The 21,761-nt window shown below is 55.0% G+C and carries 13 protein-coding genes and 1 pseudogene; 10 read left to right on the top strand and 4 right to left on the bottom strand.

Features of this window, described 5'->3' with window-relative positions; all coding sequences use genetic code 11:
- Positions 1 to 11: 11 nt before the first annotated feature.
- The 3 genes from CHB83_RS20370 to CHB83_RS20360 form a co-directional block, all read right to left on the bottom strand.
- On the bottom strand, positions 12 to 3,245 hold the full coding sequence (locus CHB83_RS20370) for a SusC/RagA family TonB-linked outer membrane protein (protein WP_245855392.1): 3,234 nt from the start codon (positions 3,243 to 3,245) through the stop codon (positions 12 to 14).
- A 1,111-nt stretch (positions 3,246 to 4,356) separates the two neighbouring features.
- The gene (locus tag CHB83_RS20365) at positions 4,357 to 4,728 is read right to left on the bottom strand and encodes a carboxypeptidase-like regulatory domain-containing protein (protein ID WP_089334025.1); all 372 of its coding nucleotides are present in this window, start codon (positions 4,726 to 4,728) and stop codon (positions 4,357 to 4,359) included.
- A gap of 45 nt (positions 4,729 to 4,773) precedes the next feature.
- Positions 4,774 to 5,205, bottom strand: coding sequence for an energy transducer TonB (locus tag CHB83_RS20360; RefSeq protein WP_179225586.1), 432 nt, complete (start codon positions 5,203 to 5,205; stop codon positions 4,774 to 4,776).
- Positions 5,206 to 5,935: 730 nt separating this feature from the next.
- Here CHB83_RS20360 and CHB83_RS20355 point away from each other — a divergent pair.
- The 10 genes and pseudogenes from CHB83_RS20355 to CHB83_RS20320 all read left to right on the top strand — a co-directional run.
- Positions 5,936 to 6,514: a Crp/Fnr family transcriptional regulator gene (locus CHB83_RS20355; RefSeq protein ID WP_089334023.1), complete on the top strand. Its 579-nt coding sequence runs from the start codon at positions 5,936 to 5,938 to the stop codon at positions 6,512 to 6,514.
- A gap of 90 nt (positions 6,515 to 6,604) precedes the next feature.
- Entirely contained in the window at positions 6,605 to 6,760 is a 156-nt protein-coding gene (locus CHB83_RS23930) for a hypothetical protein (RefSeq protein WP_179225585.1), read from the top strand.
- Entirely contained in the window at positions 6,720 to 7,004 is a 285-nt protein-coding gene (locus tag CHB83_RS20350; RefSeq protein WP_089334022.1) for a DUF4267 domain-containing protein, read from the top strand. The genes CHB83_RS23930 and CHB83_RS20350 overlap by 41 nt, the downstream gene beginning before the upstream one ends.
- 144 nt (positions 7,005 to 7,148) lie before the next feature.
- Positions 7,149 to 7,832: an MBL fold metallo-hydrolase gene (locus tag CHB83_RS20345; RefSeq protein ID WP_089334021.1), complete on the top strand. Its 684-nt coding sequence runs from the start codon at positions 7,149 to 7,151 to the stop codon at positions 7,830 to 7,832.
- A gap of 712 nt (positions 7,833 to 8,544) precedes the next feature.
- Positions 8,545 to 8,949, top strand: coding sequence for a hypothetical protein (locus tag CHB83_RS20340; RefSeq protein WP_089334020.1), 405 nt, complete (start codon positions 8,545 to 8,547; stop codon positions 8,947 to 8,949).
- Positions 8,950 to 9,146: 197 nt separating this feature from the next.
- Positions 9,147 to 9,314: a hypothetical protein gene (locus CHB83_RS23925; protein WP_179225584.1), complete on the top strand. Its 168-nt coding sequence runs from the start codon at positions 9,147 to 9,149 to the stop codon at positions 9,312 to 9,314.
- Positions 9,315 to 10,156: 842 nt separating this feature from the next.
- Entirely contained in the window at positions 10,157 to 12,613 is a 2,457-nt protein-coding gene (locus tag CHB83_RS20335) for a prolyl oligopeptidase family serine peptidase (protein WP_089334019.1), read from the top strand.
- Between the two features lie 890 nt (positions 12,614 to 13,503).
- Positions 13,504 to 16,647: a SusC/RagA family TonB-linked outer membrane protein gene (locus CHB83_RS20330; RefSeq protein ID WP_089334018.1), complete on the top strand. Its 3,144-nt coding sequence runs from the start codon at positions 13,504 to 13,506 to the stop codon at positions 16,645 to 16,647.
- A 13-nt stretch (positions 16,648 to 16,660) separates the two neighbouring features.
- Entirely contained in the window at positions 16,661 to 18,151 is a 1,491-nt protein-coding gene (locus CHB83_RS20325; RefSeq protein ID WP_045690609.1) for a RagB/SusD family nutrient uptake outer membrane protein, read from the top strand.
- 202 nt (positions 18,152 to 18,353) lie between these two features.
- Positions 18,354 to 18,608, top strand: a pseudogene (locus CHB83_RS20320) (chromate transporter); the annotation flags it as partial.
- A gap of 153 nt (positions 18,609 to 18,761) precedes the next feature.
- Here CHB83_RS20320 and CHB83_RS20315 read toward each other — a convergent pair.
- Complete coding sequence (locus tag CHB83_RS20315) at positions 18,762 to 21,413, bottom strand: PAS domain-containing sensor histidine kinase (RefSeq protein ID WP_089334016.1); 2,652 nt, start codon at positions 21,411 to 21,413, stop codon at positions 18,762 to 18,764.
- Positions 21,414 to 21,761: the final 348 nt, after the last annotated feature.

Below are 21,761 nucleotides of genomic sequence, written 5' to 3'. Positions count from 1 at the left end.
TAGGGAGAGGCTTAGAAGGTTACCGAAAGGCCCGTGTTGAGCAGTCGCTGGGGAGGATAGCCCAAGCCGTTGCTGGCTGCTACTTCCGGGTCAATATCGATGTCGTTAAGCGTGCTGAAGGTCAGCAAGTTGGTGGCATTCATATACACCCGCACTCCCGATAGTCCCACTTTGCCAAGCCAGGGCTTAGGTAAGCTATAGGCCAGCTCCAGGTTACGCAGGCGCACGTAGCGCACGGTCTTAATCCAGAAGTCGCTGCGGCGGTTGTAGTTCGCTTGGCCGCCGGCGTCGCGCCGGATGGCCGGGTACTTACCCGGTACCCAGGGGCTGTCAGCGTTGTACGGGTCGGCCCGGTGCCACCGGTCTTCGAGCATGTAAGCGGGTGAGGTGCCGTTGTTCTGGAAAGGTATCAGCAACTCCCATTCCCGCTGGTAGGTTTGCATACCGGCCCCCACGATGTCGAAGGTGAGAGTAAAGTTCTTGTAGCCCAGGCTGGTGTTGACCCCAAAGGTCACTAGTGGGTTGCCGCCCTGCAGGTAGCCAATGGGGCGCTCGTCGAGGTAGTTGATTACCCCGTCGCCGTTCACGTCCTTATAAATGATGTCGCCGGGCAGTTGGGTGCGGTTGCCCTGGCCGTCGTTATCCACCGTGTAATCGGCAATTTCCTGTTGTGATTGAAACTGCCCAATAGCTTGGTAGCCCCAGCCAATATCGCCCCAACGGTTAATGTAGGAACTGCGGTAACGTTCCCAGGAGTTGCCGAAGCGCTGCTTATAAATGTCGAGGTCGAAACGCCGGGCGATGGTAGCGTGCCCACTCACGGAGTACGTAAACCCAGGTGAGGCAGTGCCCGCGTACGTTAGAACGCCTTCAAGGCCTCGCGTCACGTCGGAGTTAAGGTTTTCATTTGGCAAGCCGTAGCCCACCTCAAGGGGTATGAGCACATCGTAGCGCGGGGCTGGGAGGCCCTCACGCCGCCGGGCAAAGACGTCGAACGCACCCGACAGCTTCCCTCCCCACAGCCCGAAATCCAGACCAAGGTTGGTAGTTTTGTTGCGCACCCACGAGAGGGTAGTGATGGGCAACCCGCGCGGACGCACCCCAATGGTATAGTTTCCGTTGAATACGGACGCTCCCGAGCCGAAATCATACCCTTGCTGGTAGCTATAGGGCGCTAGGCCTGATGGGTCACTACCCGTAATGCCGTAGCTACCGCGGAGTTTCAGTTCGGTAAGGATGTTCCCAATAGCGTTATTCTTGATGAAGGGCTCCTCCGTAATACGGTAGCCTGCTGTCACTGCGGGAAACAATCCAAAGCGGCTATCCGGCGCGAACAGCCATGAGCCATCGTAGCGGCCCAGGAGTTCGAGTAGGTACTTCTGTTTGTAGTTATAGCCTACCCTACCGGCATAGCCGGCCCGCGCTACCTCCGAAACCTCATCGTAGAGGTAGTCTTGGTTGGCGAAGTACTGAATGGGAATGGTATTGTTGGGCGGCACCGTGTGCACAATGTTGAACCGGTTGTCGGTATCATAGCGCTCATAGGCCGCCGTAGCCGTTAAGCCGTGGTCACCCAGCTGTTTGACATAGGTTAGCTGTATTTGCCCAGACCGCTCAATAATAGCACGGCGGCGCTGCTCCCGCCACGGGTTCTGGTTTCCCCCACCCGGCACCAAATCGTAGGTTTGCGTAGTGGGGTTATACCGGTATCCATTATAGGTGTACTCGAAGCCGTTGAACGTGTTGGTGGTGTAGTTATAAGAGCCAGTAGCGCGCACGCTCAAGCCGAAGTCAAAGTCATACTGCCCGTACAGGTTCATCTTTCCCGCCCGCCAGTCGTCATCATTGTACCCCGTAATGGACTCCTTATAGGTGGCCGGGTTGACGTTGATGTTGTGCGTTTGGTTGACGTAGTTCGGGTTGTCGTTGGCGTAGGGCGACTCGGTGGGCCACATCGAGAACACGCTCAAAAACGGGTTGAAATAGTCGTCGAGGCCCGGTACGCCGGCCGTATGGCGGAACTCTGTGCGCCCATAGAGCTGGGTACCCAGCCGCAGACGCGGGGTAACCTTGGCCTCCAAGTTTGCCTGAATATTGTAGCGCTTAAAGTAGTTATCTTCAATAAGCGCCTTTTGATCGAGGTAGCTGCCCGACAGGTAGTACGACATGTTGTCGGTGGCTCCCGACACGTTGCCGTTCACGTAGTACTGCGGCACGTTGGGCCGGAATACCATGTCGTAGTAATCGTAGCTTTTGTAAGCCGGGTCGGAGGCGGTGCGCCACTTTTCCAGTTCCTCCGCCGTCAGGACGGTACCTTTTACGGGGTCAACTACAGGGTTTGGCGCCCGGCGCTCCACTTGGGCCCGGTTCTGCTCGGCTTCCACCAAGCCGCGCTGGTGCTGGTAGGCATTGGCTGGGTGAGGATATTGGGTGAAGTTTTGCTGGCCGTAGTAGCCGTTGATGTTGACAACGGGCTTACCCAGTTTACCACGCTTGGTGGTCACCAGAATTACGCCGTTGGAGGCCCGCATACCATAGATTGCCGCTGAAGCATCCTTCAGTACGGAAATGCTTTCGATATCACTCAGCCCCAAGTTGTTAAACTGGCCTTCTTCTGACTGAATTCCGTCAATGACATAGAGCGGGGAGCCCATGTTGCGAATTTGGATGCTTGTACCGCTGCCGGGGCGGGCATCGCCCTGGCGGGCGGTAAGGCCCGGAATGCGGCCCACCAAGGCGCTAGTAGCTGCCACGGCCGGGGTACGAACCAATTCCTCGTTGGTGATCTGGCCCACGGCCCCCGTCACGGTAGCGCGCGACTGCGTGCCGTAGCCAACCACGACCACGCCGCCCAGCGACGTATCTTCGACTTCTAGCTTTATTGCCATGCGCGCCCCAGGTGTGGCGATAACCTCCTGCTTCTTAAAGCCTACGAAGGATATTGCGAGTATCGCATTTGCGTCTGGCACCAGTATCCGGAAGCGCCCCTGCTCGTCGGTAACAGTGCCTTTTGAGGTTCCTTTCAGGACCACGTTGACGCCAGGCAAGGGTTCACCTTTGGTATCAGTTACGGCACCTAGTATTTCAATTTCAGCTTGCTGAAGCGCTGTAGCCGACGTTTCAGCACGGAGCGACAGAGGGCCAACGGCACCTAGCACGGTACCAACCGAAGCACACCATGTTAGGGGTACCAGCGCCCGCCGGGCCATGGCAGGCCCCGCAGCAGTACGTAATTTTTTTCTCATATAGTGGGATTTTATGGAGGGTTACACAATCGTTTGTGCAAGCCCGTAGGGGGTAGGAGTATCGTTCGAAAAGCAGTGCAGCCAAAAGCAGGCTTACCAAGTGGAGAGAAATACGACTGGTTGCCAGGGCTTCGCAAGGCGGGCGAAGACTTATGACGCAGGTAGTCGTACTAAACTGTAGGCGAAAGAGCAGGTACTAAAAGCAGCGGGTATCCTGTGCAGAATCAGCGGGGAGCGTGGCGGCAAATAGCGCAGCTAAACCAAGCGCGCCCCCATTACGGTAGACCGACTGGAGAGGGGATATTTCACTGTAGCCAATGGGTACATGAGTGACCGATAAGCATGGCTAAAAGTACTCTAGTCAGCAGAAGCTAAAGGGGATAATTTCGCCGAAAAAGAGGGGTAATCTCGACAACAGTCTGCAACAGCTGCCTAGCGAATTACCTTATATGAGCTAACCAAGGCAGTTTCTATTGCAGATTTAGATAGTGTAGCACAACATGACCCCAATGCACTTCGTCAGTGGCAACACTACTATAGAAAGCGCTTCTATTGCTTGCCATCCATCCATTTTGAAAGGCGCCCAGAGTTGGGGCAAGCACGATGTCTAGTGAATCCAATCGCTCTAAGAGGTCAAAACCCACCGTTTGACACGACTTAAGAGAGAGAATTTTTAGGCAAAAAAGAGGGAAGAATTCTTTATAAATCTTCCTAAAGAATGTCCTGTCTCTGCTAAAATATTTCTCCTTTAGGCAGCACTCTTTGTTGACTCAGACTACTACTGACCTGCCGTGATATGAGGACACATACCAAGTATGCTCCCAATAGTATCTAGTTGATTCTGGAATTACCCCAACTTCATTTACTCAGGTGCCTGAAGTCTACTGAAGAGTGGGCACTCACTTTTGCGCTTTTTATGCAAACGATATCAGTGGTTAGGAGGCAACGTGCCTCTCTTATAAATTCTAGCTTGAGGTATGTTGCATGAACGGGCATCCTACCCTCTCTGCATCCTACCAAAGCACAAGAGGTACCCACCTTATACATCTAGTTGTAAGTAAAAACCCTAGGTTACGTCAGTTAGACAATGGTGAATTGTTTGACGGAAAAGCTAGAGTCGGCGCTTTACGCGCACAGCAGGACGTGTAGCAGGCAGCTTGATTAGCAAAGGCAAACGGGTTGTATCACTCACCGTTATTTCGGTAAGCAGATGAGCGGTTAAGTCAAATCGTAGCGCGTGGTTGCCTGCCCCTAAGCCTTCCAAGACAAATGCTCCGTCGGCATTCGTGCTTGTAGTGAACGTAGTGCCGGGCACCCAAACGCTTACCCCCGCTAACGGGTGCAACTCAGTATCTACTACCCGACCGCTAAGTACCGTCTGCTTTGAGGTGGTTTGGGCGCTACCTGGTGTTGAGATGAGTAAGCTATTCAGTAGCATAAGGCTACCTGAAATAAACCCAGCAGTAGTAGAACGATTTCGCATGCGGTTTACTTTTTCGAGAATTTAGAATTAGTACTCTTCTTGCTACTAATCCAGCAGCTGGAATACAATGGGTAGGGTGTAGGCTACGCGCACGGGACGACCATTTATGCGCCCAGGTACCCACCAGGGCATGATGCGAACTAGGCGAAGAGCTTCCTCATCGAGACCAGCGCCCAGGCCTCGCACCACTTGCGGGTCCCGCAGTCGTCCTTCTTCGTCCACTACGAAGCTGACTAGTACCTTGCCGGAAATGTTGAGTTGCTGAGCTTCGAGCGGGTATTGTTGTTTTGCGCGTAGGAACTTAAGTAATGCAGGGGCGCCGCCAGTAAAGGAGGGCATTTCGTCGGCAGCATAATAGACTGTGGTCGCTACCGAAGATGCCGCCGGGGTGGCTTTCGATGCATTAGCCGCGGTACTTGGAGCCGTATAGCTCTTAGCAGCTAGAGATTGTGCCGCCACACCCGAGGCAGTCAGCACGAGTGAAAGTAAGAGCGTGCAAGTAGGAAGCATCGAAGAGAATATGATTTAGCTATGTAAACCTACTGCAAGGCCTGAGCTTACGCATCGCGGCCACATCACCTTATCGTTATGGTTGTGTTACGAACGTAGGCTGTGACACTGTTCATGCACCATATATTAAGGTTTATAAATATATATTCAGCACATCGTACAGTGCGTAAGACATTGCGCGATATGCTGAACTCCTGCCTGAGCGGAATAGCTATAAGCTATTATGGGTATAAGGACCGATAAGTGAACCTTATCAGTCATTGAGGTAGAGGCGAGATAGTGCCTGTTTTTTGCGCTGCTACTCCTTATATATATGACTACCGAAAGTCAGCTGCCCGTCATCACCTCGCCACCTACCGCGCAGGTGCCGGCTCACCTGCTTGAATCTACCCACCAATACATCGCCTCGAACCTTCGCGGAACACAGTGCGCACCTACCCTGGAGATTGAAAGCACTTCACGGCCTAGTTTTGACGAAGCGCTGATGATTATCAGATTACCCGGATTTACAAGTTGTGTTCACAATCTCGTTGTTTCGTCCTGACACGCCCTTGAGTGTGCTTGCTCACCTCTATCACATATGTTGCTAGCTACATCTAATTATTTTAGGTAGCCAAGAGGTATGCCCCCTAGGCGAACCCACACAACTTGCGCATTATCTTCCTTAACCAGGCTTTCATCCTATCCTCCCGTTGCTATGACGCCGCACGAAACCCTATTCGCAGTGGTGCGCCACTTCATCACGTTGTCCCCCACCGAGGAAGCCTTGTTAGAACAGTTATTCGTGGCTGAACAGGTGCCCAAGGGCGGCTTTTTTCTGCGCCCAGGCGAGGTGAGCCGCAAGGTCGCTTTCATCGTGGAAGGCGTGTTTCACAACTTTCGTAGCCGCGACGGGCAAGAGCACAGCTTCTACTTTGGCCGCGAGCGGGAGTTCATCGGCGACTATAGTAGCTTTTTGCCGGCTCAACCTGCCGTGCACGCCATCCAAGCCCTGGAGCCCGCACGGCTACTCTCCATCTCCTACGACAACCTGCAGCGCCTCTACCGGGAGGTCCAACAGGGGGAGCGGTTTGGACGCTTGGTGGCCGAGATGCTGTTCGTAGATGTGCTGGGGCAGTTGACTTCGTTTTATGAGGAGACGCCCGAGGAGCGTTACGCCCGCTTCGTGCGCACCTACCCCGACCTGCTCCAGCGCATTCCTCAGTACTACATCGCCTCCTACGTAGGCGTGAAGCCTCAGTCGCTGAGCCGCATTCGGGGTCGAGCTATCTTATAAAGCCGCAAGGCATTTATGCACTTGAGTGAATGACTGGCTGGTCTGGGCGGCTGCACCTTTGTCAGGTACTTAACCCCTAACCTCCTCGTCATGACACGACGCAACATCACCCGCGGGCTCAGCCTGCTCCTCGGCCTGGGCATGGTCTTCATCGGTACTCGGTTTCTGCTGGCCCCCCGCCTCGGGGCCGAAGGCTACGGCGTATTTGCCCCCCGCCGATGTACAGTACTCCTTCCACTACGCTAAAGGCATCCGCGACGTCTTCTCGGGCCTGCTACTGGCCATTTTTTCCGGCCTGGGCTACGACCGTCCGTTGGCCTGGCTCGCACTGCTGGGCGCGCTAATTCCCAGCGTGGACCTGGCCATCGTGCTGGCTCAACCCACCGGCTCACTGGCGCTAGCCCTGCCGCACGTGGTTGCCATTGTGCTGCTACTGGGGCTGACGGTGTCGCTCTTTAGCTTGGCCCGGCCCGCGGCTTCCTCCAACTAAACTGTCCAGGGCAGCCTTTACTCGTCAACCAAAAGCATTTGTAATCAATAGGTGATGGTTTGGACCGCAAAGCACCCGCTGCTTGCTCTACTTGTCCATTCACCTGGTGTTAGTATTCAGCATCATTTTTTATCCTTCCTTCTCATGAAGCAAATCACGAAGCGGCTGTACCAACTCAGCCTGGGGGCTGTCAATGCCTTCCTACTAGAAGACGATGGCGTAACGCTGGTCGACACCGGCCTGCCCAGCAGCACGGATAAAATCTTCGCTGCCCTGCGGGCAGCAGGAAAGAACCCGGCCGACATTAAGCGCATCATCCTCACTCACCTGCACGCCGACCACAGCGGCAGTGCCGCCGAGATTCAGCGCCAGACCAACGCCCGCGTGTACGCCCACCACACGGATGCGCCCTTGCTGGAACAAGGCATCAGCAGCCGGCCGCTGACGCTCACCCCAGGCTTGGTGAATAAGCTCATCTACCACTTTATTATTAAGGGGCCCATTACGAGCGTGGCGCCCGTGGCGGTGGACGAAACGCTGAGCGATGGCGACGTACTCCCGCTGCTGGGGGGCGTCCAGGTGGTGCACACGCCGGGCCATAGCGCCGGCCACGTGGCCCTGCTGCTGCGCAATGAGGGCGTGCTGATTGCCGCCGACCTATGCTCGCACGCCGTAGGCCTAGCCTACAGCACCCTCTACGAAGACCGGGAGCTAGGCCGGCAAAGCATCTTAAAATCCAGCGCGCTGTCGTTCGACACAGCCGTGTTTGGGCACGGCCGGCCCTTGCAGGGGCGAGCCAATGAGCAGTTGCGGGCAAAATTTGCGTAGCTACCCTACCGTCGATATTCAGCGGCGCTCGGCGCATGTACTGATACCCCAAACTGGGTATGCAGAAGGACCAGGGCTCTAAGAAACAGCGGAGACCTGGTTAGCGTGGGTTACTCTTCTACAAGTGCCTGCCACCGTAGGTGTTTCTGACCGATCAGTGGAAGAGTAACCGGATTAGGGTTGAAAACCGTCTAGCTTCCCCAAAAGCCAACCACGCGCACGAGTACGCTCGCCTTGTTAAGTTTCACAAAGTCAGCTCCATGGGTGATGCATCCCCACACCACAAACGTGAGGTACTGGCTCGGCTAACCAGCGTAGAATAGATAAGCAAAGCGCGGAACTTGAGCGGGAAGTAGGAAAGACGTGTAAACAGGCTGGGGTCAACTTGATGTGAAGCAGAGTGTTAGCTAAAACAGCGGCATACAAGAGAGCCTGGATCAGTACGTGCTTATTTATTTCTTTACTAACTAAGGTACTCTCAGGAAAAGGCATGGTTTGGCCTCGCCTTTACTACCCCTGTGCATTAGCGTGTCAGGTATTTGCTGCTGCAACGGAGGCACCGTAGGTCAGTGACCTTGGCCGCCGTGAGGGCATGGACAGCTAGGCAGCCGCAGGGCAACCCTTTTCTGTCGTGATGGTCCTAATCCCCGCTGTCTTGGATTGTCTTACCTTTACCTGTTGCCTACCCACTAACGACGGTAGCCACTGCTTTATGGAAACGCTATTTAGTTCGTCTTACCTGCATATTTATCTTTACCGCACTACCCACAACACATTGGAACTGCACTGGCTGGATTTCGTACCGAGTGCCGACTTTCGCGCCTCCATCGACGAGTTGATGCGCTTTGCCCGCCACTACCAGGCGAAGGCACTTATTGCCGATAACCGCCTGTTGCGGGCCCTACGCCAAGCAGACTTGCAATGGAGCGGCGACGTCGTTTTTCGTGGGCTGAGCGAGTCAGGGGGGCAGCGGTTTGCGGTGGTAGAGTCGCTTGACGCCATGAATCGCATGGGGGTGCAGGCGCTCGTGACGAACGTCATACCCAACACGCAGCTGACCAGTCAGTTTTTCACTACTATCGAGCAGGCACGGGCCTGGGCGACGGCTCCGCTATAGCCACTTCGTGCCCCGGCGAGGTGCCTAGTGGCCAGCCCTATCAAGCCCATGGTCGTAGCCACGCGGTGCACTTTCTTATTGCCAACTTCATCATAACTCAGGCGTTTACTCTTGTGCACGAGATAGGCTAGCAGCCGTGAGTGAACAGTTGTTTTAGGAACGCCCTACGGGGTAGCACTAGCCGATTCTTCGGTGCTGTGCATGATTACCCGGTGTACGGCTTTGCTAACCAAGCAAAATTCATCGCCTTGCAAGGAGCGGTGCTCCAGTACTACGAGCAACCTGTTAGCCTAGCCACGCCCTGGGGTTGGATGAGCGATGTGCGGCGCATAAGCGCCATTCAGGAGGGGCGTAGCACCGGTTAGAGGAGTTCAACCCACGGGCGCTGACCGCCGGCCTGCGGGTAGTGAGTGTGGTGACCGAAACCCTATTTGGCCATATTGCTACGCAGCGCAACGCCTAGCAAACCGCAACGAGTACTGCTGTATTGCGAGCCATTTACTATCCTTTCCCTGGAAAAAGCCAAGGTAGTAGATCTCACTATGTTGGACTAGTACCAAATTTACTTGTAACAGAAAGCCCAGAGGAAGCGAAATTGTTCATTTCTCAGGAAGTCATGCGCCGGGAACAACCAGGCGTTCAGTGAATGCCCCATACGCAAATCACCATTCTAGAAATTCATATGGCGGTTACGGAGCTGACTTACGAAGTCGTCCTATTGAACCCTACTTCCTTGTTGGTCCGGGGATGTCCTGGGTGAGGAGAACCTTTGGGAGCGTTTCCGTCACCGGGCGCCCGCTATCGTAGCCTAGGTAGCATCCCTATCATTTCCTTGCTATCAAGCTTAACCTTGCTACAAAAATCTCATTATCAATCCGCATCCTACCAACGCAACTATGTAGTTATACTAGGGGCGCTTGGTATGTTGAAGCTATGTTTTATGACGAAAGAAAGATAGAATCCTATTATGTTTGGATTCAATCGGTCACCTTGATTGATCCACGCTTCTACAACTGGTTTTGCGAAGCGCTGCGGCCTCGACTTTTTCCTTTGGATATCTGCAAGGACTAGCTACTCAGGTGCCAGGCAGAAACCAGCCTTAACCGCAGCGCTTACAATTCTTGGTAGGTACTATTCACAACCTGCATGCTTGTTAGCTTACCAATCACGGCAGTGTGCCATAATAGCCTCTTTCTCATTTCTGCGTATGAAAAAACTGCTTCTTTCTGCCACTTTACTACTCGTCGCTGTCGTGTCTGAGGGCCAGGATTTCAAGTACCAAACACCCCCCAAAGCTCTGCAAGATCTGTTGCTGGCGCCGCCTACTCCGCGCGTTAGCCTCGCGTCGAATGGCCGTACTATGGCTTTGTTGCAAGTGCAGGACTTTCCTACTGTAGCCGAACTAGCCCAGCCCGAACTGCGCTTAGCCGGCTTGCGCATCAACCCCCGTACCAACGGGCAAAGCCGGGTGAGCTACGCCGTGGGCATCAAGCTCAAAACCCTGCCTACGGGTGCCGAAATTGAGGTAAAAGGCCTGCCCGTTCAGGCTCGTATCAGCGACGTAAGCTGGTCGCCTGATAACAAGACTATCGCCTTTGCACTAACCAACCCCGGCGCCGGCACTGACGGCCGCGTGGAGCTCTGGGTTGTTGACGTGGCTACAGCCACTGCCCGTCGCCTGTTAGCTACTCCCCTCAACGATGCGTTTGGTAACTCCTTTGATTGGGTTTCCGATAGCAAGACGATTGTAGCTTGTACCGTGCCGGCTGGCCGCGGTGCTGCTCCTTCCGCCGACACCGCGCCTACTGGCCCGGCGGTGCAGGAAAGCGGCGGCGGCATAAAGACGGCGGCCCGTACTTACCAGGATTTGCTGAAAAACCCCGCCGATGAGCGCCTGTTCGACTACTACGCCACTTCCCAGTTAGTGAAGGTAAACGTAGCCGATGGGACAACCCGCCCGCTGGGTAAGCCCGGCCTGATTCAAACCGCCTCGCCTTCACCTGATGGCAAGTACGTCCTGTTGCGCACCCGCCACCGGCCGTATTCATACACGCTGCCTATCAGCCGGTTTCCACAGCGCATCGATGTGCTGGATATGAACACTGGGGCCTCAGTAAAAGCAGTGGTTGACTTGCCCTTGGCCGATGCCGTACCCATTGGGAACGATGCAGTACCTACCGGCCCGCGCAATCACGCGTGGCGTGCCGATGTGCCCGCTACGCTCTACTACGTGGAAGCCCAAGACGGCGGCAACCCCAAAACCAAAGCGGACATCCGCGACAAGGTGTTCACCCTGGAAGCACCGTTTACGGGCGCGCCTCAGGAACTGGCCGCTTTGCCCCTACGCTTTGGTGGGTTGAGTTGGGGCACCAGCCAACTAGCTTTAATGAGAGGTTACCGCTGGGCGGACCGACACGAAACTACTTGGCAACTGAACCCTAGCAAGCCAAGCGTGCCGCTCGCTGTGCTGTTCGAAGGGTCGTCGGAAGATAAGTACCAGGACCCCGGCACGCCGTACGAGCACCGCAATGCCCAAGGAAAATCGGTGCTGCTCACGGGGGGGCCTGCGGGCAAGAGCCTATACTTGTTGGGCACGGGTGCTTCGCCCGAAGGCGACCGGCCTTTTGTGGACGAACTAGACTTAACCAGCAAAAAAACTACCCGCTGGTGGCGGTCAGAAGCGCCCGTATACGAGGTGCCAGTAGCCATTATTGATGCCAGCGGCAAAAATCGGCAGTTGCTCACTCGCCGCGAGTCGCTTACGCAAACGCCGAACTATTACCTGCGCGACGCCACTAAAAAAGATAAGCTCACCGCCGTAACGAAATTCCCGAACCCGTACGCGGCGTTTGGCGGCAGCTTCCCCAAACAGGTGCTGCACTACAAACGCGCCGATGGGGTGGAGTTGACGGCCAACCTGTACCTGCCCCCAAACTACAAGAAAAGCGACGGCCCGTTGCCTACGCTCATGTCCGCCTATCCTTTAGAATTCAAGGATAAAAATACTGCTGGACAGGTGAGCGGCTCCCCCTACACTTTTACCCGCCTGGGTGGGGGCTCGCCGGTATTCTGGGTTACCCAAGGGTACGCCGTTTTGGAGAATGCCAGCGTACCGATAGTTGGAGAGGGTAGCAAAGACCCCAACGATACCTATATTGAGCAGCTAGTGAGCAGCGCCAAGGCAGCCATTGATGAAGGAGCGCGCTTGGGCGTAGTGGATGCTGACCGTGTAGGCGTGATGGGCCACAGCTACGGCGCGTTTATGACGGCCAACTTACTGTCGCACTCCAACCTGTTTAAAGCGGGCATTGCCCGTAGTGGCGCTTATAACCGTACCCTCACCCCCTACGGATTTCAGGGTGAAGAGCGCAGCTACTGGCAGGCCCCCGAGGTGTACAATGCTATGTCGCCGTTTAACTACACCGACAAGATGAAGACCCCTCTTCTGCTTATCCACGGCGAAGCCGACAATAACCAAGGTACTTTTCCCATTCAGAGCGAGCGATACTTCTCCGCGCTGAAAGGCCAGGGCGCTACTGCTCGTTATGTAGTGCTACCAGCGGAGGCGCATGGCTACGCAGCCCGCGAAAACCTGCTCCACGTGCTGTGGGAGACGAATGCGTGGCTGGATAAGTACGTGAAACCATCTAAGCCAGCAAACTAGCACGGCTAAGGAAGCACACGATAAAAGCAAGAAGCCTGAATTACCAAATAGTAGTTCAGGCTTTTTTGCGTGTGCACAACTGCTTGCCTGTTCCAGCGCCGGGCCTTGGCAAGCTGTATTCCGGCCCAATCTGGACTATTGTCGGCTTGTATCCTCTTGCAAAACGATTGCAACTTCAACTTTACTGAAGCATGGGAGGTCGAGATATGCTCTGCATAATCACCAATCACGTCAGTTACTGAAAAAAATATGTATCAACAGTTTTTGCGTGTAAAAGTACAATTATTCAAAGTCAGCACCAGGCTTTATATAACTTTTATAAGATAGACTCCCTCCGATTTTGGTTGCAATATCTGCAATCATACTGTCGCTGTACAGATAAAAATACTAACACAATTATGTGATTGTTGATATTATACTCTTTATTAGCATCTGTAAACGAAATAGTCTCAACCGATAATACAAAGTACATGGGAGAATAATACGCTTATCTCTTTTGCAGATTTCACCCCCGATGAAGAGCGATTTGTGAGTAGCGCGGTAGATATTACCGGTGAAATAGTAGATGCGGAAGACCCAACGCCGATGAGCGTACCTGTCCTTATCTAAGCGCCTTTTCTGGCTTACACTCATTACTGCGAGTACGTCCCTATGCACTCTAATCAGGAGTAGCAGGCGCACGCCTGCCCAGGAATAACGGCCAATAAGCTATTCCCTTACTACTCTTTGGAAGCACCCATAGCACTTCCACCTCTCAAGGCCTTGAGGAGAAGTATCGTATCCCGTTGGAACATGGCTTGGTAGCGTGTAGAAAGTAGTGAGTGGGAGATGCCAGAAAACGGTAGAGTAGAGCAGTAAACACCTTGATCATTCAACAAAACATAATCCACATGAAGAAATCTTTACTTTCTAGCTTTGTCTTGATGTCAGCCTTCTCAACGCAGGCGTTGGCACAGAGCAAGGCGGTGACAGGACGAGTGACCGATGCCATTACGGGCGAAGGAATGCCCGGGGTAACAGTCCATCTGAAAGAGACTTCTACAGCCGCGCCAACCGATGAGCAAGGAAATTACAGCATAAACGTGCCAGCCGGCGGCGGGACGCTGGTATTTACCTTTATCGGCTACCTCAATAAAGAGGTGACCGTGGGCAGCCAATCCACCATCAATGTGAGCTTGGCCAGCGACTCCAAAACCCTCAATGAAGTAGTGGTAGTTGCCTACGGTACGGCAGATCCGGCGACGTACACCGGTTCCGTAACGCAGATTGGAGCCGAGAAACTAGCGCAACGGCCGGTAACCAACATTACCAACGCCATTGCTGGCCAAGCACCTGGGGTGCAGGTTTCCGCCGGTTCTGGGCAGCCGGGCTCCGGCCCTGACATCCGTATCAGGGGGTTTAGCTCAGTAAACTACGCCAACGACCCGCTGTACGTGGTGGACGGGGTACCGTACACAGCCGGTTTATCAAACCTGAACACGGAGGATATAGCCAGCATCTCGGTACTGAAGGATGCGGCCTCTACGGCTCTCTACGGTTCCCGGGCCACCAATGGGGTGGTGATGATTACTACCAAGAAGGGCAAGAAAGACCGGGTGCAGGTGAATCTGCGGGCGTTGCAGGGCGTTTCCTCGCGTGCAATTCCCGAGTATGAGCGCGTAAACGCGTACGAGTATTACCCGCTGATGTGGGAAGCCTACCGAAATAGCTTAGTCAGCGCAACCGTTACCAGGGCACAAGCAAGCCAACGGGCAACTGCCGACATTAAGGGCCTATTGGGCTACAACCCATTCAATGTTCCGAACAACCAGATTGTTCTACAAGATGGCACACTGAATCCGGATGCGCAGTTGTTGTGGGAAGATGACCTGGACTGGGAAAAGGCCCTGACCCGGGACGGTTCCCGCTCCGATTATACGGTGAGTTTCAATGGCGGATCTGAGAAAAGCGACTACTATGTTTCGTTGGGCTACCTGAACGAGAAGGGGTATTTGATTAAATCAGACTTCGAGCGATTCTCGGGTCGGATGAACGTCAACACCAACCTGACCAACTGGTTTAAGGCTGGCGTGAACATAAACTACACCCTGACCAACTCCAATCAGGCCAATACGGGTAGCTCCACGGGCTTCGTGAATCCCTTTTTCTTCAGCCGCGGAATTGGTCCGATCTACCCTATTTACCAGCACGACCCCGCCACGGGCGCTTATGTACTGGACGCGAATGGCGAACGGGTGTACGATCTGGGAGGCTCCTCTCCCACTATGACCCGTCCAGTGTACCCGGGCCGGCACATTGTGGCCGAAACGGAATGGAACAACTACCTCTACCGGCGCAACGTGTTTGGGGGCAGGACCTACGGGGAAATTACCTTCCTGAAGGACTTCAAGTTGACGGCCAACTTCGCCGCGGATATCACCAACTACGAAGAGCAAACTTACGAAAACACCCAAGTGGGCGATGGTGCCCCAGCCGGGCGAGCGGGCCGCGTGCTGTATAACCTGACGAGCTACACGGCCAACCAGCTACTCAATTATAACCGGACGCTAGCGGGCGTGCACACGGTGGATGCATTGCTGGGCCACGAGAACTACAGCCGGAGCCGGGACTACCTGAGCGGCTCTAAGTCAGGCGAGGTAATTGCCGATAATACGGAGCTGCAAAACTTCAGCACCATCAATAACTTCAACACGTACCTGCAAGAGCATAGAATAGAGTCATATTTCGGGCGGGCGAACTACACGTTCAACGACAAATACACAGTTTCCGCCTCGTATCGGCGCGACGGCTCTTCCCGCTTCTATAAGGACGTACGCTGGGGCAGCTTCTGGTCTGTGGGGGGCTCTTGGCGCCTGGACCAGGAAACCTTCTTCACCAAACCCAACTGGGTTGATATGGTCAAGCTTCGTTCTTCCTACGGGCAAGTGGGCAACGAAAACCTTGAAAACGGAGACGGCAGCCAGTATTACGCTTGGCAGGCACTCTACACGCTGGGCCAGAACAACGCCGCCGAGCCGGGCTTCTCACAAGCAACCCTGGGTAACCGGGGCCTGGTGTGGGAGAAGAACAACAGCTTCGATGCAGGAATTGAATTCGCATTGCTCAAGAATCGTCTGAACGGTTCGGCTGAGTATTTCAAGCGGACATCCGAGGACCTGCTGTTCGAAGTGCAGCTCCCGCTCTCCAGTGGAGTAGCCAACCGAATTGAAAATGTGGGGGCCATGTACAACCAGGGCGTTGAGCTCCGGCTGGCTGGTGACATCATCAAAACAGATGCCTTCACCTGGAACCTTGATGTAAACTGGACTACCTTTAAAAACAAGATAACCAAGCTGCCCTACCCAGAACTGGTATCTGGCACCAAGAAGCTGAAAGTAGGCGAGGATTTGCAGGCATTCTGGCTGCGGGAATATTACGGCGTTGATCCAGAAAATGGGAATGCGCTCTACCGGGCCATCACCTACAACGAAGCCAACAGCAAGATCATCGGCTCCGATACCGTAACCTGGAACGCCAACAACGGCCGATTCCACTACGCTGGCACGGCTATTCCAAAGTTCTCGGGTGGCTTCACCAACACCTTCTCCTTTAAAGGAATTACCCTGTCAGCCTTGGTTACCTACTCGGTAGGAGGCAAGTTCTATGACGGCCAGTATGCGACCCTGATGAACCACGGCACCTACGGCGGCGCCATGCACAAGGACATGCTGGACCGGTGGCAGAATCCTGGTGATATCACCGACGTTCCCAAGCTGCAAGTAGGAAATACGGCCAACCTAGCAGCGGCGTCTGACCGGTGGTTGGTGGATGCTTCTTACCTGAACTTCCGCTCGGTGAGCTTGAGTTACAATATCCCGGCCCCCCTCACTACCCGGCTCAAGCTGCGCAACGTGAACATCTTCGCCACGGGCGAAAACCTAGCGTTGGTTTCCAAGAGAAAGGGAATGAACGTGGCGCAAACCTTCTCGGGTACGACGTCGGCGGTGTACGTGCCCGCCCGGGTGCTTTCTTTGGGGTTGAATCTTTCTTTGTAGCAACTGATTGGTCATGAAAAAGACGATATACAGCGCGTTGCTAGCCAGCGCAATGATTTTTTCCTCTTGTGAGAAGGAGTATCTGGAAACGGCACCAACCAATGCGGTGACCGAGGAGAATGTGCTGTCCAGCACTAAGAATGGGATGGCCGCACTCAATGGCATCCATCGGATACTGTATTTACAACACAATGGTAGCCAAAACCAGGGTGGAGAAGGCTCCATGAAGATTATGATGGATGCCTTGGGGGAAGACTGGGTGCAGACGCTAGGCACCAGCTGGTGGGCCAATGAGCACAACTGGACGTCGCACCGTAATGCTACTTCTTCTACCACGTACAACCATGCCTGGTACTATTTCTATTACCGCATCATCGCCAACGCCAATATCCTCATCAATGGCTTAGACAACGCAACCGGCCCGGAAGCGGAAAAGCAGATGATAATTGGCGAAGCCCTCGTGTACCGTGCCTGGGCTCATTTTCAATTGGTGCAGGCGTTTGGCGAGCGGTACGAAGCTGGTAAAACCAACAGCCAGCTAGGAGTGCCCTTGCTGATTACTAGCACCACGGAAGGCCAACCACGTGCTACCGTGGAGGAAGTATACACCCAGATCAATACGGATTTGGACACGGCCATCGGGTTGCTGACTGGCCTGGGCAACCGCCCGGCAAAATCCCACTTTAACGCGGCCGTAGCCAAAGGCATCAAAGCTCGGGTGGCCCTCACTATGCAAAACTGGCCCGTGGCCGCACGGTTTGCGCAGGAGGCCATCCAGCAGAGCGGCGCTACCCTCATGAGCCGGGCACAGTACACGAGCGGGTTCAACAGTGTGGAAAACCCGGAGTGGCTGTGGGGCAGCAAAATGCAGGCCGACCAGACTAACTATTTCTACTCTTTCTTCGCCTACATGTCGGCCAATTATAGCTCGACCGCCATCCGGCAAAACCCGAAGAAAATTAACTCGGTGCTCTACAATCAAATCCCGGCCACCGACGTCCGCAAGGCCCTCTGGGACCCGACTGGGGCCAGTATCCCGGTTCCTGCTGGGGGCGTGAAAGCGCCGTACGGGCAGAAGAAGTTTCTGGTGGCAGACCCCAACCTGAGCATTGGGGACGTGCCGCATATGCGCTTAGCCGAGCTGTATTTGATCCAGGCCGAAGCCGAGGCCCGGCAAGGGCTGGCTTCCGCCGCTGGCAGTTTGTTTACGCTGGTGAGTGCGCGAGACCCGCAGTACGTGCGGTCTACCCGTACGGGGCAGGCCTTGGTAGACGAAATCCTTTTCCAGCGCCGGATTGAACTGTGGGGCGAAGGCTTCCGGTTCCTGGACTTGAAACGCACCAATAGCGCGTTGGATAGAACAGGCAAGAACCATATTGCCCAGTGGGCTTGGGCTCTCACCGGTGGCAACCTCCGGGTGGAGGCTGGCGTCAAGGAGTGGCAATTCCTGTTTCCACAGGCCGAGCTCAATGTCAATAAAGCCATTGTGCAGAACCCCTTGTAGAAACAGTTTTTTGGGCTGGATACACTGCAGTAGGCTACCCGTGAGAAAATAAAAGAGCCGCTCCCCGGAAGGAGCGGCTCTTTTATTTTCTCACGGGTAGCCTACTGCACGGGCTTACCTGTAGCGTTCCGTAAGGTGACTCTGCCGGGGGCAAACTTCTTTACTTCCTCGTACTGGGAGTGAGCATGTAGTAGCGGGCCCGCCGGGCGCGTATGTAGCGGCGCTGGCCACGTTTCTGCCCTGCTACGTGCTGGCATTGATGCAGGCGCTTTACTTCAAGCGGTATGGGCAGCACCCAGCCATTAGGGCCTTTGTAGAAGGTATTACGGCAGCGGCCATTGGCGCCTTCAGCGGAGCGGTAGTCGTGTTGGCCACTTGCTCGTTAGTGGACGTCCCAACCCTGGTGCTGGCAGCTGGTCTGAGCGTGGTGTTCAAGATGTGGAGGATTAAGGGTTAATCATCTAATGATCATGCTTTTGTCCACAACAATACTCCAATAAATGCAGGGTTAGTTCATCGAAACACATCCTGCTTTGTGTCGCCGCTTCAATTTATCAACGGGAACCAGGGCACCTGCTGCAAGGTGCCCTCGCCCTCTTGTGCTATATAGCTAGCCTTGCGGAAAGTACACCAGAAAGGTGGAGCCCTGATCAAGCTGACTATGCACCTCAATTTGGCCCCCGATATTCTCGACCATGCGCTTAACCATGTAGAGGCCAATGCCCGACCCCTCCACGTGCGTATGCAGACGCTGGAACATAGCAAACAGCTTCTCTTTCCCCTGCGACAGATCCAGCCCCAAGCCATTGTCCTGCACGGCGAGGACCTGATATTGCCCCTGGTTCTGGCAGCTCAGGCAAACCTGTGGCACCCGGTCGGGGTGGCGGTATTTGAGGGCGTTGCTCAACAGATTGTAAACCACGGAGCGTAGGTTTTTCTCCGAGAAAGTCAGCGTCACGTGTTCCGGTATCGCCACGGAAATGTGCGCCCCAGTTTGCGCTAGCAAAGGTGCCAGATCCGACTGCACCTCAGCCACCACGCGGGCCAGGCTAACTGGTGTGACAGGCTGGTCGAACTCTTTCTGCAAGCGCGAGATATCCGTCAGGTGCCCAATGGTGCGGCCAAAGCGCGCCGTAGACTCTTGCATCAATTGCAGAATGGCCGGTACGGTGCCCACGCGGGCCTGCGCAGGCAGCTCGTGTTGCAAGGCCTGCAGTAGCCCCTCAATGTTGGCGATGGGTGCTTTCAGATCGTGTGAGGCGGTGTAGATAAAGTTGTCCAGATCGGTATTCATGCGCTGCAGCTGCCGGTTAAAGTCGTGCAACTGGTGCTGCGCTTGCTTGGTTTCGGTGATGTCCACGACAAACTCCACGCATTCCGTGTCGCTCAGGCGCTTGCCGGCGAACAACCCCCACCAGCGCGAGCCGTTCGGACGGAGGAACTGCTTTTCGTAGGGCGTGTTTTTCCCGTGAGCGAGCAGTTCCTGTTGGGAAACACGCGTGATGGTCATGAACTCGGGTGGCGTCACCTCATCCCAGCGCACTTGCCCGCTGACGAACTCGTTGCGGGAGTAGCCACTCATGCGCTGGAATGCATCATTGGCGTCGTGGATGCTGCCTTCCAAATCGGAGAAGATTACGCCCACAGTCTCAATAGATATGGCTTCCTGCAGGCGCTCCCGCGAGTGGCGTAGGGCTTGCTCCGTACGTTTGCGCTCGGTGATGTCGCGGAAGAACACCGACAGCCCGCCCTGCTGCCCAGGATAAATGTTAACGTCAATCCAAGTGCCAAGCAGCGGCGATACGGTTTCGTACTGCACGGGCCGGCCTTCTTGCTGCACCTGGTAGTGTTTCTTGTATGATTCGCTGCCCACGGCCGAGGGAAACTCCGTCCAATAGTGTCGTCCCAGCAGTGCCTCGGGGTTACGCCCCCAGAGCCGGGCCGCCCGCTGGTTGACGTAGGTGAAGTGAAACTCGGCATCCAGGGCATAGAAGGCATCAGTAGTGCTTTCCAGGATGTCGATTGTGCGCGCATGAGCGGCCTGCAACTCCTGCTCGGCCCACTTGCGGTCAGTGACATCAATACAAGCGGCAAAGCCCCGGTTAGGGTGGTCCGGGATGCTATGGAGGGAGGTCACGCTAGCTAGGGTCCACACCGGCGAGCCATCGGGACGCACGTAGCGCTTGTCGACCGTAAACGGCTCGCCCGTGGCGTAGAGGTGCCGCAGCAAGTGTAAGTCGCGCACCGCATCATCAGGATGCGTGATGTCACTGACCAGCTTCCCTATCAGCTCAGCGCGAGGGTAGCCCGTTATGGCACAAAAACGGTCGTTGACGTAGGTAAAGCGTTCCTCTTCCGTTTCGGCGATACCTACAGCGGCCTGGGTTACTAACGCGCGAAACCGCTCTTCGGAGTGCCTCAGGGCCGCTTCCGCCTGCTTGCGGGCGGTAATGTCAGTAGTTGTACTCACGACCCCATCGCCCAGGCGCACTACCGACTGCTCAAACCAGCCGTCGTACTGCTCGTGGCGGTACTCCTGCTCGTACGCATGCGGTTGGCCGCTTTCCACGACCTGCACGAAGCGCTCAAAAATGCCGGTCTCAACTACGCCGGGGTTGAGGCTCAATAGGCGCTGCCCCACTAAGTTAGTGTCGTATTGAGCTGCTGCTTGCTCATTGACCAGGGTCCAGCGGAAATCCACGATATGGCCGGCTTCGTCGCGCACGGCATCAAACACTTGGATAATGGCCGTCGAACTATCGAGGGTGGCCCGTACCAACTGGTCAGCCTGAGCCTGGGCCACTTGCTCGCGGCGTTGGCTTTCGCTGAGCTGCGCCTGGGTGCGCTGCTGGTCGGTAACGTTGACTACACTGTGCAGCAGGTGACGCACCTGCCCCGTGGCATCGAGCAGGGGAATGTTGGTGGGCAGCCAGTAGCGTTCCGTGAACTGGCCGGGCTGCTCCGGGTTGGGTACATCGTAGTGCTGCAAGGCCATTTGGTGGGGCTGCCCAGTGGCCAAGACCTGCTCAAGTGAAGCCCGTAGGTTGCGCACGGCATGTGCCTCTTGGGCCTGCGGGTTATCGGGGAATACCTCAAAGAGGTAGTGCCCGACAAGCTGATGGCGCTCCGTTAGGGTTTCGGCTAGGTAGGTGTTGCTAACCTCCTCAATAATGAACTTGGGGGAAAGCAGGAGGTAGGCACCTGGCAAGGCGTGAAAAATAGCGAGCAGCGTCAGACTGTCGAGTGGGGCAGCAAGAGACATACGGGCAGGAAAAAGGCGAAGCAGTTAACTGACAAAGCGCCGAACGTGAGCTAGCACAGAGAGTTCATACCATAAAGTTCCTGCGAAAAGTTTCGGATGCCTTACGCAACTAGCAGCTTCTTGCCCGCCTAGGCTCTGCACACGCACTGCTAATAGCCCCATCGGCAAGGGTTGCGGCTTCTTACCTATCCCTATCCTGGAGGGGCAGTAATAAGATTGGCTGCTTGCTCTTCAGAGTAAGTCAGAGGTGGTAAATTGGCTTTGGCGCAATACACTTAATTAGCTGGCTGTAAGTTTATTGAGCGGACTCTAGCCGGTCCACTACCTTAGCAAGGGTTCTACCTGTCA

It is taken from the genome of Hymenobacter mucosus (assembly GCF_900188255.1).
Taxonomy (GTDB): domain Bacteria; phylum Bacteroidota; class Bacteroidia; order Cytophagales; family Hymenobacteraceae; genus Hymenobacter; species Hymenobacter mucosus.
Note: the sequence above shows the minus strand (reverse complement) of the source record. Positions and strands in the feature narration are given on the sequence as shown.